Origin of the sequence: Streptomyces sp. NPDC056580 (genome assembly GCF_042793175.1) — a bacterium.
Classification (GTDB): domain Bacteria; phylum Actinomycetota; class Actinomycetes; order Streptomycetales; family Streptomycetaceae; genus Streptomyces.
The window spans coordinates 172320-187935 of the sequence record NZ_JBHTVE010000016.1 but is presented as its reverse complement, the minus strand read 5'-3'; the positions used below and the strand labels follow the sequence as shown (position 1 = coordinate 187935).

The following is a 15616-nucleotide window of genomic DNA, read 5'->3' as shown; positions in this document are numbered from 1 at the left end:
CGCGGGGGTGCCCTTGATCACACGCGGGGGCGCCGGGTCACATCCGGGCGCCCGCCATCGCGCGGCACATCTCCGCGCAGCGGCGACACGCCTCGGCGCAGCGCACGAGCTGCTCGTCGTCGGGCATGGACATACACGCGTCGGCGCACATGTCGCAGGCCTTGGCGCACATGGCGCACATCTCCTGCGCCATGGGCGAGCGGCGCATCATCATGTCGGAGCACATGCGGGTCATCTCGGAGCAGTCCATGAGCGCGCGCATGATCTGCATCTGGGGCTGGCCGCCCATGTGCAGGCAGGAGCTCATGGCCTCCTCGCACATGGTGTGCGCCGTCATGCAGGCCTCGACGCAGTCCTGCATCTGCTTGCTCATCGGGGTCATCGTTCCGGACTCGGCCATGGCTGCTCCTCCTGGGGAAGGATGGGACCCGGGTCGGGCCCCGTGTGCTTCCGTCCTACGCCGTCCCACCCCCGCCCGCATGTGACCGACCGGTCGTAAGGCGCCCCGGAAAAGCCGGAAGGCGCCCCGCGGGGCGCCTTCCGGTGAGCCTCGGCCCGTGACCCGCTACGGCAGGTTGCGCGCCATGACGATGCGCTGGACCTGGTTGGTGCCTTCATAGATCTGGGTGATCTTCGCGTCGCGCATCATGCGCTCCACCGGGTAGTCCCGGGTGTAGCCGTAGCCGCCGAGGAGCTGGACGGCGTCGGTGGTGACCTCCATCGCCGTGTCCGAGGCGAAGCACTTGGCGGCGGCGCCGAGGTAGGTGAGGTCGGCGTCACCGCGCTCGGAGGCGGCGGCGGCCTGGTAGGTGAGGGCGCGGGCCGCCGAGATCTTCATGGACATGTCGGCGAGCATGAACTGGACGCCCTGGAAGTCGGCGATCGGCTTGCCGAACTGCTTGCGCTCCTGGACGTAGCCCTTGGCGTAGTCGAGGGCGCCCTGGGCGACACCGAGCGCCTGGGCGGCGATGGTGATGCGGGTGTGGTCCAGGGTCTTCATGGCCGTGGCGAAGCCGGTGCCCTCCTCGCCGATCATGCGGTCGGCGGGGATGCGGACGTTGTCGAAGTAGACCTCGCGGGTCGGGGAGCCCTTGATGCCGAGCTTCTTCTCGGGGGCGCCGAACGAGACGCCCTCGTCCGACTTCTCCACGACGAACGCCGAGATGCCCTTGGAGCGCTTCGTCGGGTCGGTGACCGCCATCACCGTGTAGTACTCGGAGACGCCCGCGTTGGTGATCCAGCGCTTCACGCCGTTGAGGATCCAGTGGTCGCCGTCGCGGACGGCCTTGGTCTTCATGCCGGCCGCGTCCGAGCCCGCGTCCGGCTCGGAGAGGCAGTACGAGAACATCGCTTCGCCCTTGGCGAGCGGCGTCAGGTACTTCTTCTTCAGCTCCTCGCCGCCGGAGAGGATCACCGGCAGGGAGCCCAGCTTGTTCACCGCGGGAATCAGGGAGGAGGAGACGCAGGCGCGGGCCACTTCCTCGATCACGATGACCGTGGCGAGCGCGTCGGCGCCGGCGCCGCCGTACTCCTCGGGCACGTGCACGGCGGCGAGGTCGTTCGCGACCAGCGCGTCCAGGGCCTCCTGGGGGAAGCGGGCCTCCTCGTCGACCGCCGCGGCGAACGGCGCGATCTTCGCCTCGACCAGCGAACGGACGGCGTCCCGGAGCATGTCGTGCTCCTCGGACGGGCGGTACAGGTCGAAGTCAGCCGTTCCGGCCACGGTCTCTCACGCTCCAAAGACGCAGTGATACTGACGCTAATTACCGTTAAGTAACTCAAATTTTAGTAGGCCACCTGGTACCCGCCTACGTGAGCTTGGCGACAGCGGGGAAATTGCCCGGTGGGCGGCCCGACTATGCTCAGGCACCGCATGACCGAGTCCCCGAGCTGGAGCGCACCCATGAGCCTGAAGATCACCGTGATCGGCACCGGCTATCTCGGCGCCACGCACGCCGCGGCCATGGCCGAGCTGGGCTTCGAGGTGCTGGGACTGGACGTCGTGCCCGAGAAGATCGCCATGCTGGAGCGCGGCGAGACCCCCATGTACGAGCCGGGGCTCGAGGAGCTGCTGCGCAGGCACGTGGCGGGTTTCGAGGGCTCCTCGCAGCGGCTGCGGTTCACCACGGACTGGGCCGAGGTGGCCGAGTTCGGCGACGTGCACTTCGTCTGCGTGAACACCCCGCAGCGCCACGGGGACTACGCGGCGGACATGTCGTACGTCGACGCGGCCGTCGCCTCCCTCGCCCCGCACCTGCGCGGTCCGGCGCTGGTGGTCGGCAAGTCGACCGTGCCGGTGGGCTCCGCCGACCGGCTGGCCCGCTATCTCGCGGAGCACGCGCCGGCCGGCGCGGACGCGGAGCTGGCCTGGAACCCGGAGTTCCTGCGTGAGGGCTTCGCGGTGCAGGACACGCTGCACCCGGACCGGATCGTTGTCGGGGTGCGCAGCGAGCGGGCGGAGAAGCTGCTGCGCGAGGTGTACGCGACGCCGGTCGGCGAGGGCACCCCGTTCGTGGTGACGGACTTCCCGACGGCCGAACTGGTGAAGACGGCGGCGAACTCGTTCCTCGCGACGAAGATCTCGTTCATCAACGCGATGGCCGAGGTCTGCGAGGCGGGCGGCGGTGACGTGGCGAAGCTGGCGGAGGCCATCGGGTACGACGACCGGATCGGGCGGAAGTTCCTGCGGGCGGGAATCGGGTTCGGCGGCGGCTGTCTGCCGAAGGACATCCGGGCGTTCATGGCGCGGGCCGGTGAGCTGGGCGCGGACCAGGCGCTGACCTTCCTGCGGGAGATCGACTCGATCAACATGCGCCGGCGCGGCCAGATGGTCGAGATGGCCCGCGAGGCGCTCGGGGGCGGCTCGTTCCTGGGCAAGCGGGTCGCGGTGCTGGGCGCCGCCTTCAAGCCCGACTCGGACGACGTGCGCGACTCGCCGGCGCTGAACGTGGCCGGGCAGATCCATCTGCAGGGCGGTCAGGTGACGGTGTACGACCCCAAGGGCATGGTGAACGCCCGCAAGGTCTTCCCGACGCTGGGTTACGCCGACTCCGCGCTGGAGGCGGTCCGGGGGGCCGACGTGGTGCTGCACCTGACGGAGTGGCGGGAGTTCCGCGAGCTGGACCCGGCGGCGCTCGGCGAGGCGGCGGCGGCCCGGCTGATCCTGGACGGCCGCAACGCGCTCGACCCGGAGCTGTGGCGGCGGGCCGGGTGGACGTACCGGGCGATGGGACGCCCGACCGCGTAGCGCGCCGCGCCCTCGGAGTACTCCAAGAAGAGGACGCCGGTTCGGCCGAGGCTCAGTCGGCCGAACCGGCGCCCTTGCGCATTCTGCCCCACGGGGGGCCTACGTGGCCGCCGAACGTCCTGTGGTGTTCGGCTCCTTCGCCCGGTAGCGGCGCATCTTGGCGCGCGCTCCGCAGACCTGCATGGAGCACCAGCGGCCGCGGCCGGCGGGGCTGCGGTCGTAGTACGCCCAGTGGCAGGTCTCGGCGGCGCAGGCCTTCAGGCGGGTCCAGGTGCCCGCGGTCAGGGCGCCGGCGACGGCCGCGGCGACTCGGGAGAGCAGCGGGCCGGTGTCGGCGGGGGCGAGGGCCGCTGAGCCGTCGGCGGGGTCGACGGTGACGTACAGGGGGGCGTGGGCCAGCAGCTCGCCGAGCGGGGTGACCTCGCGGTGCGGCGGGTGGCCGGCGTGGGCGAGCAAGGCGGCCCGCAGCGACTCGCGCAGGGCGAGGGCGCCGGGCAGGTCGTCCTCGGTGAGCCCGAAGCGCTCCCGGCCCTCGGCCGTGTCGAGCGCGTCCCGGCCGCTGCCGAGGTCCACCGTGTTCACCAGGGACTCGATCAGCGCCAGTCCTTCCGGGGCGGGCGTTCGCTCACTCATGTCCGCCGTTCACCTCCGCAATCCGGTTGCGACGTTACCCGCCATGCGGGAGCATGCGGTAACCGTTACCGGATAACCGGCTTCAACGGTAACTCAGACGCTCTTGGAGGAAGTCATGGCTCTCGCCAAGCTGGGTGTGGTCGTCCTGGACTGCCCCGATCCGCAGGCGCTCGCCGGTTTCTACGCCGAGGTGCTCGGCGGCAGCGTCGAGGGAGAAGGGGAGTGGGTGGACCTGAAGGTGCCGGGCGGGCAGGCGCTCGCCTTCCAGCGGGCCCCCGGTCACGTGCCGCCACGCTGGCCGGCGGCCGACGCCTCGCAGCAGTTCCACCTGGACCTGGTGGTGGAGGACCTGGACGACGCCGAGAAGGGGGTGCTGGCGCTGGGCGCGAAGCCGCTGGCCGCGGAGCCCGGCGGCACCTTCCGGGTTTACGCCGACCCGGCGGGGCACCCGTTCTGCCTCTGTGCCTGCTGACATCCCGGGAGGACCCATGGCCGTGGCCCGTCTGCGCAGCGTCGTGCTCGACTGCCCCGACCCGCACGCGCTCGCCGCGTTCTACGCGGCGGTCGCGGGCGGCACTCCGGAGGCCGAGGACGACGACTGGGTCGTCCTGCGGGTGCCGGACGGGCCGCGGCTGTCCTTCCAGCGCGCCGAGGGGTTCACCCCGCCCCAGTGGCCGCGCGCCGACCGGGACTCGCAGCAGTTCCACCTGGACTTCGACGCGGGGCCGACCTGGGCGGAGGTCGACGCCGCCCACGAGAAGGTGCTCGCGCTGGGGGCCCGGCCGCTGGACGTGGAGGACCGGGAGAAGAAGGACTTCGCGGTGTACGCCGATCCGGCCGGACACCCCTTCTGCCTGTGCCGGATCGAACGGCCCGAGGGGCTCGACTGAGGCCGGCGGACCGGGGCTGAGGGAAGGCTCCGGGCCGTCCGCCGCACGGGCCCGCCGTCGTGCCGGGAGGACGGACCGGCCGAGCGGACGGACCGGACGCGGGCGGGCGTCAGGCCGCGGAGCCGTCCAGGGACTTGATCGTGGCGTTGGACGGGGCGCGGGTGGCCCGCAGGCCGCGGGCGACGTCCTCCGCGGCGCCCAGCACCCGTACCGCGTTCTGCCAGGTCAGCTTGGCCAGGTCGGCGCGGGACCAGCCGCGGTCGAGCAGCTCGGCGAGCAGGTTCGGGTAGCCGGAGACATCCTCCAGGCCGTCCGGGGTGAACGCCGTGCCGTCGTAGTCGCCGCCGATGCCGAGGTGGTCGACGCCCGCGACCTCGCGCATGTGGTCGAGGTGGTCGGCGACCGTGGACACCGTGGCGACCGGGCGCGGGTTGCTCTCCTCGAAGGCGCGGTGCACCTTCATCGCCTCGGCGGTGGTGTCGAGGTGGTGGAAGCCGTGGGCGCGCAGGTTCGCGTCGGCCGCCACCGTCCAGTCGACCGCCGCCTGGAGCACGAACTTCGGCACGAACGTCACCATCGCCATGCCGCCGTTGGCGGGCAGCCGCTCCAGGACGTCGTCCGGGATGTTGCGCGGGTGGTCGCAGACGGCCCGGGAGGAGGAGTGCGAGAAGATCACCGGCGCTGCGGTGGTGTCCAGCGCGTCGCGCATGGTCGTCGCCGCCACGTGGGAGAGGTCGACGAGCATGCCGAGCCGGTTCATCTCGCGCACGACCTCGTGGCCGAAGGCCGACAGGCCGCCGACGTTCGGCTCGTCGGTCGCGGAGTCCGCCCAGTCGTTGTTGTCGTTGTGCGTGAGCGTCATGTAGCGCACGCCCAGCTCGTACAGGCCGCGCAGGGTGCCGAGCGAGTTGGCGATGGAGTGGCCGCCCTCGGCGCCCATCAGGGAGGCGATCCGGCCGCCCTGCCGCGCCGCCACCATGTCCGCGGCGGTCAGCGCGGGGGCCAGATCGGCCGGGTAGCGCTCGATCAGCCGCCGTACGCAGTCGATCTGCTCCAGGGTCGCGGGCACCGCGCCGGGCCGGTCCGAGGGCACGTACACCGACCAGTACTGGGCGCCGACCCCGCCCGCGCGCAGCCGGCGGAGGTCGGTGTGCAGGTGCTCGTTCTGCGCCTCGGCGATGTCACGGGCGTCGAGGTCGTAGCCGACCTGCTCGCGCAGGGCCCAGGGCAGGTCGTTGTGGCCGTCGACGACCGGGAACTCGCGGAGCAGTTCGCGGGCCTCGTCCAGGGAGGGCATGCGCGTCACTTCCCGAAGCCGAAGCCGCTGCCCGCGCCCTCGACCTTGGTCCGCAGCCGCTTGCCCTTCTCGGTGGCCTGGTCGTTGAGGTCCTGCTGGAAGTCGCGCATCTTCTGCAGCAGCTCCTCGTCGTGCGCGGCGAGCATGCGGGCCGCGAGCAGCCCGGCGTTGCGGGCACCGGCGACGGAGACGGTGGCGACCGGGACACCGGCCGGCATCTGCACGATCGACAGCAGGGAGTCCATGCCGTCGAGGTACTTCAGCGGGACCGGGACGCCGATGACCGGCAGCGGGGTGACGGAGGCGAGCATGCCGGGGAGGTGCGCGGCTCCGCCGGCGCCGGCGATGATCGCCTTCAGGCCGCGCTCGGCGGCCTGCTCGCCGTAAGTGATCATCTCGCGGGGCATGCGGTGCGCGGACACGACGTCGACCTCGTAGGCGATCTCGAACTCGTCCAGCGCCTTGGCGGCTGCCTCCATGACGGGCCAGTCGGAGTCCGACCCCATGACGATGCCAACAACAGGGCTCATTCGGTGATGGTGCCTCTCAGGTAGCCGGCAGCGTGACGGGCGCGCTCCAGCACGTCGTCCAGGTCGTCGCCGTAGGTGTTGACGTGTCCGACCTTGCGGCCCGGCTTCACGCCCTTGCCGTACATGTGGATCTTGAGCTTGGGGTCGCGGGCCATGCAGTGCAAGTACGCGGAGTACATGTCCGGGTAGTCGCCGCCCAGGACGTTGACCATGACGGTCCACGGGGCGCGCGGGCGCGGGTCACCGAGCGGGAGGTCGAGGACGGCCCGGACGTGGTTGGCGAACTGGGAGGTGACCGCGCCGTCCTGGGTCCAGTGGCCGGAGTTGTGCGGGCGCATCGCCAGTTCGTTGACGAGGATGCGGCCGTCGCGGGTCTGGAACAGCTCCACGGCGAGGTGGCCGACGACGCCGAGTTCCTTGGCGATGGTCAGGGCCATCTCCTCGGCGCGCAGCGCGAGGTCCTCGTCGAGGTCGGGGGCGGGCGCGATGACGGTGTCGCAGACGCCGTTGACCTGCTGCGACTCGACCACCGGGTAGGCGACGGCCTGGCCGTGCGGGGAGCGCACGACGTTGGCGGCGAGCTCGCGGACGTAGTCGACCTTCTCCTCGGCGAGGACGGGCACGCCCGCCCGGAACGGGGCGGCGGCCTCCTCGACGGAGTCGACGACCCACACGCCCTTGCCGTCGTACCCGCCGCGGACGGTCTTCAGGACGACGGGGAAGCCGTCGCCCGCCTCTCCGTCGGCGAGGCCTTCACGCGCGAAGGCGGCCACGTCCTGCGGATCGCTCACGATCCGGTGCCGCGGGCACGGGATGCCGATCGAGTCGAGCCTCGCCCGCATCACGCCCTTGTCCTGGGCGTGCACGAGCGCGTCGGGCCCCGGGCGCACGGGGATGCCGTCCGCCTCCAGGGCCCGGAGGTGCTCGGTGGGTACATGTTCGTGATCGAAAGTGATCACATCGCACCCGCGCGCGAACTCACGCAGCGTGTCGAGGTCGCGATAGTCGCCGACGACGACATCGTTCACGACCTGCGCCGCGGAATCCTGAGGGGTGTCACTGAGGAGCTTGAACCTGATGCCCAACGGGATGCCGGCTTCGTGCGTCATACGCGCGAGCTGCCCCCCGCCGACCATGCCGACTACCGGGAACGTCACCCCCCTAGCGTATCGGCCACGCCGACCCGCCCTGATTACCGGCCTCGCACCCCGTCTTACCCCGGGCTTTCCCGCCTCTTTCCGACCCGTTCCCAAGCTGTGGCCTGGTCCGCAGGCGCCGGGGGTGCCGCCTGGATAGCATGGCTGGGTTGACGACGCCTACGGACGGGAGCTGCACAGCCATGGAACATCGTTCCTCGGGGCTGCAACGGCTCGTACGCGAGATGGCCAAGTTCGGCGCCGTGGGCGGCGCCGGCGTCCTCGTCAATCTGGGTGTGTTCAACCTGGTCCGGCACGTCTCCGACCTGCCGGTGGTGCGCGCCAGCATCATCGCGACCGTCGTGGCGATCGCCTTCAACTACGTCGGCTTCCGCTACTGGACCTACCGGGACCGCGACAAGGGCGGCCGCACCCGTGAGCTCACGCTCTTCCTGCTGTTCAGCGCGATCGGCCTGGTGATCGAGAACGGTGTGCTCTACCTGGCGACCTACGGCTTCGGCTGGGACAGCCCGCTGCAGAGCAACGTCTTCAAGTTCGTCGGCATCGGCGTCGCCACCCTGTTCCGCTTCTGGTCGTACCGCAGCTGGGTGTTCCGCGCCATGCCCGCCCGGGAGGCGGTGGCGGCGGAGTCGATCGTGGCGCGGCAGTCGAGGAAGCCCGCGTCCAAGCCCCGGCAGCGCGTTCCGTAGCCGGTCGCGCCAGGGCCTGTCTGACGATTCGCGTCGGATCAGCCCGCGGCGGTCTGGTGCCAGGCGTCGCGGGCCCGGCGGGAATCGTCAGACAGGCCCTAACGGACCGTGGGGCGGCTGTCGTCCGTTTTGCGGGCAGGCGGCGTGCGGGACAGGAACAGGCCGAACACCGGCGGCTGGGTCTGGAGCAGCTCCAGGCGGCCCCCGTCGGCCTCCGCGAGGTCGCGGGCCACGGCCAGCCCGATGCCCGTGGAGTTGCGCCCGCTGATGGCGCGCTCGAAGATCCGCGCGCCGAGGTCGGCCGGTACGCCGGGGCCCTCGTCGGTGACCTCCACGACCGCCTGGTTGCCGGTGACCCGGGTGCGCAGGGCCACGGTCCCGCCGCCGTGCATCAGGGAGTTCTCGATCAGCGCCGCCAGCACCTGCGCGACCGCGCCCGGAGTGCCGACGGCGTGCAGGTGCCGCTTGCCGGAGGCGACGACGGCCCGGCCGGCGCTGCGGTAGGCGGGCCGCCACTCGGCGAGCTGCTGCTGGATGACCTCGTCGAGGTCGAAGGAGACGGCGGAGCCGGTGCGCGGGTCGCGCGCGTTGGTCAGCAGCCGCTCCACGACGTCCGTGAGCCGCTCGACCTGGGTCAGCGCGATCGTCGCCTCGTCCTTCACCGTGTCCGGGTCGTCGGTGAGGGTGATCTCCTCGAGCCGCATGGACAGCGCGGTCAGCGGTGTGCGGAGCTGGTGGGAGGCGTCGGCGGCCAGGCGCCGCTCGGCGGTCAGCATGCGGCCGATCCGCTCGGCGGAGGAGTCCAGGACGTCGGCGACCCGGTCCAGCTCGGGGACGCCGTACCGCTTGTGCCGGGGGCGCGGATCGCCGGAGCCGAGGCGTTCGGCTGTCTCGGCGAGGTCGGTCAGCGGGGAGGCGAGGCGGTTGGCCTGGCGGACGGCGAGCAGCACCGCGGCGACCACCGCGAGCAGCGCGACCAGGCCGATGATCAGCAGGGTGCGGCCGACCTCGCGGGTGACCGCGGAGCGCGGCTCCTGCACGGTGACCGTCTCGCCCTCCTCGCCCCTCTGCGTGGCGTGGATGACGTCGCCCTCGGGCCGGCTGCCGATCTCGATCGGCGCCCGGCCGGGGACGCTGATCACCGCGTACTGGTCCTTGCTGACCGGGTTGCGCAGGACCTCGGAGTTGACGTTCTCCTGCGCGAGGATGCGGCTGTCCACGATGCTCGCCAGCCGCACCGCCTCGGACTCGACCCGCTCCTGGGCGCTGCTGGTGATGGTCCGCGTCTCCACGATCACCAGGGAGACCCCGAAGACGGCGATCACCACGAGGACGACGGCGAGGGTGGACTGGATGAGGCGTCGGCGCATGTCCCTGTTACCTGAAGCGGTGCCGGGCCCCCGGGGCGGGGCTCAGCTCTTCTCGAAGCGGAACCCGACCCCGCGCACGGTGGCGATGTAGCGGGGGTTCGCCGCGTCGTCGCCGAGCTTCTTGCGCAGCCAGGAGATGTGCATGTCGAGGGTCTTGGTCGAGGACCACCAGGTGGTGTCCCAGACTTCGCGCATCAACTGGTCCCGGGTGACCACGCGTCCGGCGTCCCGCACCAGCACCCGCAGCAGGTCGAACTCCTTGGCGGTGAGCTGGAGTTCCTCCTCGCCCATCCAGGCCCGGTGGGACTCGACGTCGATGCGCACCCCGTGTGTGGCCGGCGGCTGCTGGGGCTCGGCGGCGCCGCGTCGCAGCAGGGCCCGGACACGGGCGAGAAGTTCGGCGAGCCGGAAGGGCTTGGTGACGTAGTCGTCGGCGCCCGCGTCCAGGCCGACGACGGTGTCCACCTCGTCGGCGCGCGCGGTCAGGATGAGGATCGGCACGGACTGCCCGTCGGCGCGGAGCCGGCGGGCGACCTCCAGGCCGTCCATGCCGGGCAGGCCCAGGTCCAGCACGACCAGATCGACACCGCCCTGGACTCCGGCGTCGAGCGCGGTGGGTCCGTCCTCGCGCACCTCGACCTCGTAACCTTCCCGGCGCAGTGCGCGGGCCAGCGGCTCCGAGATGGACGCGTCGTCCTCGGCGAGCAGTACACGGGTCATGAGGTGATGGTAGACCGCCCGCGCTCGGTGCCGGGGTGTGATCGCTTCCCGGGATTCTTACCTTGGCGGCCCAGTGGTACGAACCATTGCCTGGGGGATGGGATCGTAGAGGAGACCTTCGAAACAGGTCGCGCGGTTCCCCCGAAACCTGTGATCCGTGTCTCAAGTCCTTCCATATCAGGCAGTGTCCTGACGTAGAGTGACGTGAACGCCTGTAGCACACCGGGGACCTTTGGCGGGCAACTGTCGCTGAAGGTCTCTTTCGTGTGCGGGCTGACGAAGATCAGCCCTGAAAGGAACGACCTCTGGCCGGGCTCCGCGCGCAGCGACGCGCACGGGGCGTGGATCCCGGTGGTCGCCGTCCGCCGCTCCGCGATCCGGGGTGGACTCCCCCTGGGCGTGGGGGTGGACGACCGACCCCGCCGGTGCCGGCCACCCCCCACCGGGCGCGCAACGCTCCAGCGCGCGTCCCGACCAGCAAGGAACGACCATGGCGTCCAGCCTGACGAAGGACTCGGTCCGCCCGGGCACCCCCGGTTCCGAGAAGACCTTCTTCGGCCACCCCCGCGGACTGGCCACTCTCTTCATGACCGAGATGTGGGAGCGTTTCTCCTACTACGGCATGAAGGCCCTGCTCACCGTCTACCTGCTCTCCGGCGGTCCCGATGCCGGCAAGGGCAGCATGGGCGGCGGCCTGGCCATGGACGTGGCCACCACCACGGTGATCGTGTCCGTCTACTCGGCGATGGTGTACCTGCTCGCCATGCCCGGCGGCTGGCTCGGCGACCGCGTCTGGGGCCCGCGCAAGACGGTGGCGATCGCCGCCGTGACGATCATGTCCGGTCACATCGTGCTGGCGCTGCCCGGCGGCCAGGCTCCGTTCTTCGCCGGTCTGGCGCTGGTCGCGGCCGGTTCGGGTCTGCTGAAGGCCAACATCTCCACGATGGTGGGCCACCTGTACAAGGGTCCGGACGACCCGCGCCGCGACGGTGGCTTCACGATCTTCTACATGGGCATCAACGCGGGCGCCTTCTTCGCCCCGCTGGTCATCGGCACCGTCGGCCAGGAGGTCAACTGGCACCTCGGCTTCGGCTTGGCCGCGGTCGGCATGGCGATCGGTCTGGCCTCGTTCCTGCTCGGCACCCGCCACCTGAACCCGCAGAGCAACGTCGTCCCGAAGCCGCTGAGCACCGAGGAGCGGACCACCTGGCTGCGCAAGGGCCTCACCTGGCTGATCATCGCGGCCGTGTTCTACGGCGTCGTGGGCGTCACCGGCCACTTCACCCTGAACTGGGCGATGATCCCGCTGACCGTCATCGGTCTGATCATCCCGGCCGGTGTGCTGATGCGCATCAAGCGGGACAAGGAGCTGTCGTCCACCGAGCAGTCGAAGATGACCGGCTACATCTGGTTCTTCGTCGCGGCCGCCGTGTTCTGGATGATCTACGACCAGGGCGCGTCCACCGTGCAGGCGTTCGGTGAGGGCAAGGCCTCCGGCTCGCTGCTGGGCTTCGGCTTCCCGTCCTCCTGGTACCAGTCGCTGAACCCGCTGTTCATCATGGCGCTGGCCCCGGTCTTCGCCTGGGTCTGGATGTGGCTGAACCGCCAGGGCAGGGAGCCCAGCACCATCGTGAAGTTCTCGATGGGCCTGGTCCTGGTCGGCGCGTCGTTCTTCTTCTTCCTGATCCCGCTGGGCATGGCCGCCAACGGGACCGCGGTCAGCCCGATGTGGCTGGTCGGCATCTACTTCATCCAGACCGTCGGCGAGCTGTGCCTGTCGCCGGTGGGCCTGTCGGTGACGACGAAGATGGCCCCGGCCAAGTACGCCAGCCAGATGATGGGCGTGTGGTTCCTCGCGGTCACCGCGGGCGACTCCATCACCAGCCTGCTGTCCAACCCGGCCATCGCCGGGGTCGACCTCGGCGGCACGGGCGCGGTCTTCGGGGAGGCGGTCCTCGCGGCGCTCGCCGGGTTCGCGGTGTGGATGTACCGCCGGAAGGTCAAGTCGCTCATGGGCGACGTGCGCTGACGCACCCCCACGCGCAGGGCGGAGGGCCGCCGCACATCATGTGCGGCGGCCCTCCGTCGTCTTGTCGGTCCCTGCTCCACCGGGTCAGGCCTTCGTCCCGACCGGCCCGGAGCGGATGGGCAGACGAGACCCGGCTGGCACACCGGGGCGCGGGTGCGGCGAGCGGGTGGGCTCAAGTGCTGCGCGGCGAGCGGGTGGCGTCAGCTGGACGAGCGGGGGGGCGCGCGGGCGCGGCCGGACGGGCGGCGCGGCGAAGGAGTACACGCGCTGGGTCGAGCCGTACGGCGAGCGGAGGCGCTCAGCGAACTGGTGCTGCGCGCCGAGCGGGCGGGCTCAGCCGGACGGGCGGCGCGGCGAGTGTTCTCGGCCGGGCGTGGGGTGCGGTGAGCGGGTCGGTCGGCTCGGCCGGGTGTGGTGCGGGTGGGCCGGCGGGTCTGTCAGGGGCGGGCTGGTGTGCTCTGCCGGGGGCGCGCCGGTGCGAGGGCCGGCGCGCTCGGGTGGGTGGCCCGGGCCCGGCGGATCACGCCGGGGCGCCCAGTTCCGCCCATACGGTCTTGCCGTCGCGGCCGGGGACGCGCAGGACGCCCCAGTCCAGGCACAGCCGCTGCACGATGAACATGCCGTGGCCGCCGGGGCGGCCGGCGCGGTGCGGGGTGCGCGGGGCCGGCTGGCCGGCGCCCCGGTCTGAGACCTCCAGCCGGATCACCTTGTTGTCGCAGGACAGGAGCAGTTCGTCCGGGCCCTCGGCGTGCAGACAGGCGTTGGTGACCAGCTCGGACACCACGAGCAGCACGTCCTCGGCGGCGGCACGCTGATCGGCGCCGGCCGCGGGCAGCCAGCCCCACGCGTACAGCGCCTGGCGGGTGAAGTCACGGGCGAGCGGGACGACACCGCTCTCGCCGTCCAGGCGCAGCGAGCGTACCTGCCGCCCCCGCCCCGGAGGAGCGCCCTCGGACGGCACGGACGGCGCGGCTGCCCCCACGGACGCGCCCGGCTCCGGCGCACCCCCTTCGGACGCCCCGGAAGCGCCGCTGGGCTCCGGGCCGCGGTCGCCCGGCGAGTAAGGCCGGGTGGTGCTCATCAGCGCTTCACCTCACCGATCCACCAGTTCACAGTTCAACATTCCGGCACCGGTCGGTGCCGGGCGGTCCGTACACAAGTCCGCCCACGACTCCTCCGTCGTCCGCCGTTCGCACGTACGTCGCACCCAGGCCGTTCATCGGTTCCCCGACGGTTCGGCGTGCTCGCGGTCGACGGCTTCCAGGATGACTCCTGCCCGACGGATCCAGCGGAACACCCCCCGTTTGGACATACCGTTGCCCCGTACAGGCATCGGCCGCCCAGGAGCGGGCGAGCACCGGCTCAGTCGGATTCGCCGGCCAGTGCGGCCTCTACGGAGTCGTGGACGGTGAAGACCGCCTCCGCCCCGGTGATCTCGAAGACGCGGGCCACCACCGGCAGCATGCCCGCCAGGTGGACCCCGCCTCCGGCGGCCTCCGCCTTCAGCCGCGCCCCGAGCAGGACGTTCAGTCCCGTGGAGTCGCAGAACTCAAGGCGCGAGCAGTCCACCACCAGCCGTGAGAACCCCTTGTCGAGGAGATCGTCGAGCGGCTCGCGCAGAAGATCGGCGGTGTGGTGGTCCAGTTCACCCGCAGGTGTCACTACGGCGCTGGGACCTTCTTCCCGCACCTCCACCAGAAGCCGGCCCGACTGTGCGCTGCCGACCGTCCCGTGGTCCATGCCGTCTCTCTCCCGAGGTCGTGGCTGCTGATGCCCTCGAACATTACGCCTTTCAATCGCACTCCGACACCCGAACAACTTCCCACAAACGGACATATCTGCACAGAACGCACTTGCGACGTCCTCTGTCGAGCGGGTAGGGCTAGTAAGGACACACAGCCCTACAGCCGGCTTCGGAGGCGCCGCACACCGCAGTGCACCCTTTTTGGCTTCGGCAGCCATATGCCGAGAACGATGGAGGACACCCATGTCACCCCGGCTCGACGAATCGCATACCCCGATCGCGACGTCGACACCCCCACCGGAACTGGATCATCCCATCAATCCCCTCGAGGCACTCGAGGGACTCCCGGAGATCCCGCCCTTCGACGAGGTGGACGCGGTGGACGCCCGGGCGCTGTCCCGGACGCTCTTCGAGCGCCTCGAGTCGCTCGAGGAGGGGACGCCCGACTACGCCTACGTACGCAACACCCTCGTCGAGCTGAACCTCGCCCTGGTCAAGTTCGCCGCCTCCCGCTTCCGCTCCCGCAGCGAGCCGATGGAGGACATCATCCAGGTCGGCACCATCGGCCTGATCAAGGCGATCGACCGCTTCGAGCTCTCGCGCGGTGTGGAGTTCCCCACTTTCGCGATGCCGACCATCATCGGCGAGATCAAGCGCTTCTTCCGTGACACCTCGTGGTCCGTGCGCGTGCCGCGCCGGCTCCAGGAACTGCGGCTGGACCTGGCAAAGGCCGGGGACGAACTGGCCCAGAAGCTGGACCGCGCCCCGACGGTGGCGGAACTCGCCGAGCGGCTCGGCCTCTCCAACGAGGAGGTCGTCGAGGGCATGGCCGCCTCCAACGCCTACACCGCCTCCTCGCTGGACGCCCAGCCCGAGGAGGACGACTCCGAGGGCGCTCTCGCGGACCGCATCGGGTACGAGGACCACGGGCTCGAGGGCATCGAGTACGTCGAGTCGCTGAAGCCGCTGATCGCCGAACTCCCCTCCCGGGACCGGAAGATCCTCTCCCTGCGCTTCGTCGCCGGCATGACCCAGTCCGAGATCGGCGAGGAACTCGGCATCTCCCAGATGCACGTCTCCCGGCTGCTGTCGCGGACGCTGGTGCGGCTGCGCAAGGGGCTGACCATCGAGGAGTGATCCCATTGTCGCCGCGTGCCAGGCGGTCCGGCCACAGGCGCCGGGCCGCTTCGCCGTTACCGGGACGGATCTGCCCGAGTGGCGAGTACCCGGCGCCGCAGCCCTCACGCACACCGGCGCCGTGCGCAACCGGCGTGACGCGCGCACACCGGCGCCATGCGCGAACCGTTATC

16 protein-coding genes are annotated in these 15616 nt (G+C 71.1%); 6 read left to right on the top strand and 10 right to left on the bottom strand.

The window, feature by feature from the left end:
- Positions 1 to 37: 37 nt before the first annotated feature.
- Together ACFQ9Z_RS31750 and ACFQ9Z_RS31745 are read right to left on the bottom strand one after the other, a co-directional pair.
- Positions 38 to 400: a four-helix bundle copper-binding protein gene (locus tag ACFQ9Z_RS31750; protein ID WP_383027044.1), complete on the bottom strand. Its 363-nt coding sequence runs from the start codon at positions 398 to 400 to the stop codon at positions 38 to 40.
- A 165-nt stretch (positions 401 to 565) separates the two neighbouring features.
- A complete protein-coding gene (locus tag ACFQ9Z_RS31745) occupies positions 566 to 1723 on the bottom strand; it encodes an acyl-CoA dehydrogenase family protein (protein ID WP_383027040.1) in 1158 nt (385 codons plus the stop codon).
- A 180-nt stretch (positions 1724 to 1903) separates the two neighbouring features.
- On the opposite strand from ACFQ9Z_RS31745, the gene ACFQ9Z_RS31740 reads away from it, so the two are divergent.
- Positions 1904 to 3247, top strand: coding sequence for a UDP-glucose dehydrogenase family protein (locus ACFQ9Z_RS31740; protein WP_383027174.1), 1344 nt, complete (start codon positions 1904 to 1906; stop codon positions 3245 to 3247).
- Between the two features lie 99 nt (positions 3248 to 3346).
- Here the strand turns inward: ACFQ9Z_RS31740 and ACFQ9Z_RS31735 are convergent, their stop codons facing one another.
- On the bottom strand, positions 3347 to 3880 hold the full coding sequence (locus tag ACFQ9Z_RS31735) for a CGNR zinc finger domain-containing protein (protein ID WP_383027037.1): 534 nt from the start codon (positions 3878 to 3880) through the stop codon (positions 3347 to 3349).
- Positions 3881 to 3995: 115 nt separating this feature from the next.
- On the opposite strand from ACFQ9Z_RS31735, the gene ACFQ9Z_RS31730 reads away from it, so the two are divergent.
- Both ACFQ9Z_RS31730 and ACFQ9Z_RS31725 read left to right on the top strand, forming a co-directional pair.
- The gene (locus tag ACFQ9Z_RS31730) at positions 3996 to 4352 is read left to right on the top strand and encodes a VOC family protein (RefSeq protein ID WP_383027034.1); all 357 of its coding nucleotides are present in this window, start codon (positions 3996 to 3998) and stop codon (positions 4350 to 4352) included.
- A gap of 16 nt (positions 4353 to 4368) precedes the next feature.
- Complete coding sequence (locus ACFQ9Z_RS31725; protein WP_383027030.1) at positions 4369 to 4770, top strand: VOC family protein; 402 nt, start codon at positions 4369 to 4371, stop codon at positions 4768 to 4770.
- A 109-nt stretch (positions 4771 to 4879) separates the two neighbouring features.
- Here ACFQ9Z_RS31725 and ACFQ9Z_RS31720 read toward each other — a convergent pair whose 3' ends face one another.
- The 3 genes from ACFQ9Z_RS31720 to ACFQ9Z_RS31710 are packed head-to-tail and all read right to left on the bottom strand — an operon-like array spanning position 4880 to position 7754.
- Positions 4880 to 6067, bottom strand: coding sequence for a dipeptidase (locus ACFQ9Z_RS31720; RefSeq protein WP_383027027.1), 1188 nt, complete (start codon positions 6065 to 6067; stop codon positions 4880 to 4882).
- Positions 6068 to 6072: 5 nt separating this feature from the next.
- Positions 6073 to 6597 (bottom strand): 5-(carboxyamino)imidazole ribonucleotide mutase, encoded by a 525-nt coding sequence (purE, locus tag ACFQ9Z_RS31715; RefSeq protein ID WP_383027024.1) that lies wholly within the window; start codon positions 6595 to 6597, stop codon positions 6073 to 6075.
- Positions 6594 to 7754: a 5-(carboxyamino)imidazole ribonucleotide synthase gene (locus ACFQ9Z_RS31710; protein WP_383027020.1), complete on the bottom strand. Its 1161-nt coding sequence runs from the start codon at positions 7752 to 7754 to the stop codon at positions 6594 to 6596. Before ACFQ9Z_RS31710 ends, purE begins: the two co-directional genes overlap by 4 nt.
- 182 nt (positions 7755 to 7936) lie before the next feature.
- On the opposite strand from ACFQ9Z_RS31710, the gene ACFQ9Z_RS31705 reads away from it, so the two are divergent.
- Positions 7937 to 8443 (top strand): GtrA family protein, encoded by a 507-nt coding sequence (locus ACFQ9Z_RS31705; RefSeq protein ID WP_383027017.1) that lies wholly within the window; start codon positions 7937 to 7939, stop codon positions 8441 to 8443.
- 98 nt (positions 8444 to 8541) lie between these two features.
- Here ACFQ9Z_RS31705 and ACFQ9Z_RS31700 read toward each other — a convergent pair whose 3' ends face one another.
- Both ACFQ9Z_RS31700 and ACFQ9Z_RS31695 read right to left on the bottom strand, forming a co-directional pair.
- Positions 8542 to 9813 carry an ATP-binding protein gene (locus ACFQ9Z_RS31700; RefSeq protein WP_383027014.1) on the bottom strand — a complete coding sequence of 424 codons (1272 nt, stop codon included), beginning with the start codon at positions 9811 to 9813 and terminating at the stop codon, positions 8542 to 8544.
- A gap of 42 nt (positions 9814 to 9855) precedes the next feature.
- Positions 9856 to 10533, bottom strand: a complete 678-nt coding sequence (locus ACFQ9Z_RS31695; RefSeq protein ID WP_351664697.1) for a response regulator transcription factor — start codon at positions 10531 to 10533, stop codon at positions 9856 to 9858.
- A gap of 490 nt (positions 10534 to 11023) precedes the next feature.
- On the opposite strand from ACFQ9Z_RS31695, the gene ACFQ9Z_RS31690 reads away from it, so the two are divergent.
- Positions 11024 to 12562 carry a peptide MFS transporter gene (locus ACFQ9Z_RS31690; protein ID WP_383027011.1) on the top strand — a complete coding sequence of 513 codons (1539 nt, stop codon included), beginning with the start codon at positions 11024 to 11026 and terminating at the stop codon, positions 12560 to 12562.
- 520 nt (positions 12563 to 13082) lie between these two features.
- On the opposite strand, the gene ACFQ9Z_RS31685 is transcribed toward ACFQ9Z_RS31690, so the two are convergent.
- Together ACFQ9Z_RS31685 and ACFQ9Z_RS31680 are read right to left on the bottom strand one after the other, a co-directional pair.
- Entirely contained in the window at positions 13083 to 13643 is a 561-nt protein-coding gene (locus tag ACFQ9Z_RS31685) for an ATP-binding protein (RefSeq protein ID WP_383027008.1), read from the bottom strand.
- A 281-nt stretch (positions 13644 to 13924) separates the two neighbouring features.
- Positions 13925 to 14302: an STAS domain-containing protein gene (locus ACFQ9Z_RS31680; RefSeq protein WP_143631343.1), complete on the bottom strand. Its 378-nt coding sequence runs from the start codon at positions 14300 to 14302 to the stop codon at positions 13925 to 13927.
- A gap of 247 nt (positions 14303 to 14549) precedes the next feature.
- Here ACFQ9Z_RS31680 and ACFQ9Z_RS31675 point away from each other — a divergent pair, with 247 nt between their 5' ends.
- Positions 14550 to 15443 (top strand): RNA polymerase sigma factor SigF, encoded by an 894-nt coding sequence (locus ACFQ9Z_RS31675; RefSeq protein ID WP_383027003.1) that lies wholly within the window; start codon positions 14550 to 14552, stop codon positions 15441 to 15443.
- The last annotated feature ends 173 nt before the right edge of the window (positions 15444 to 15616 follow it).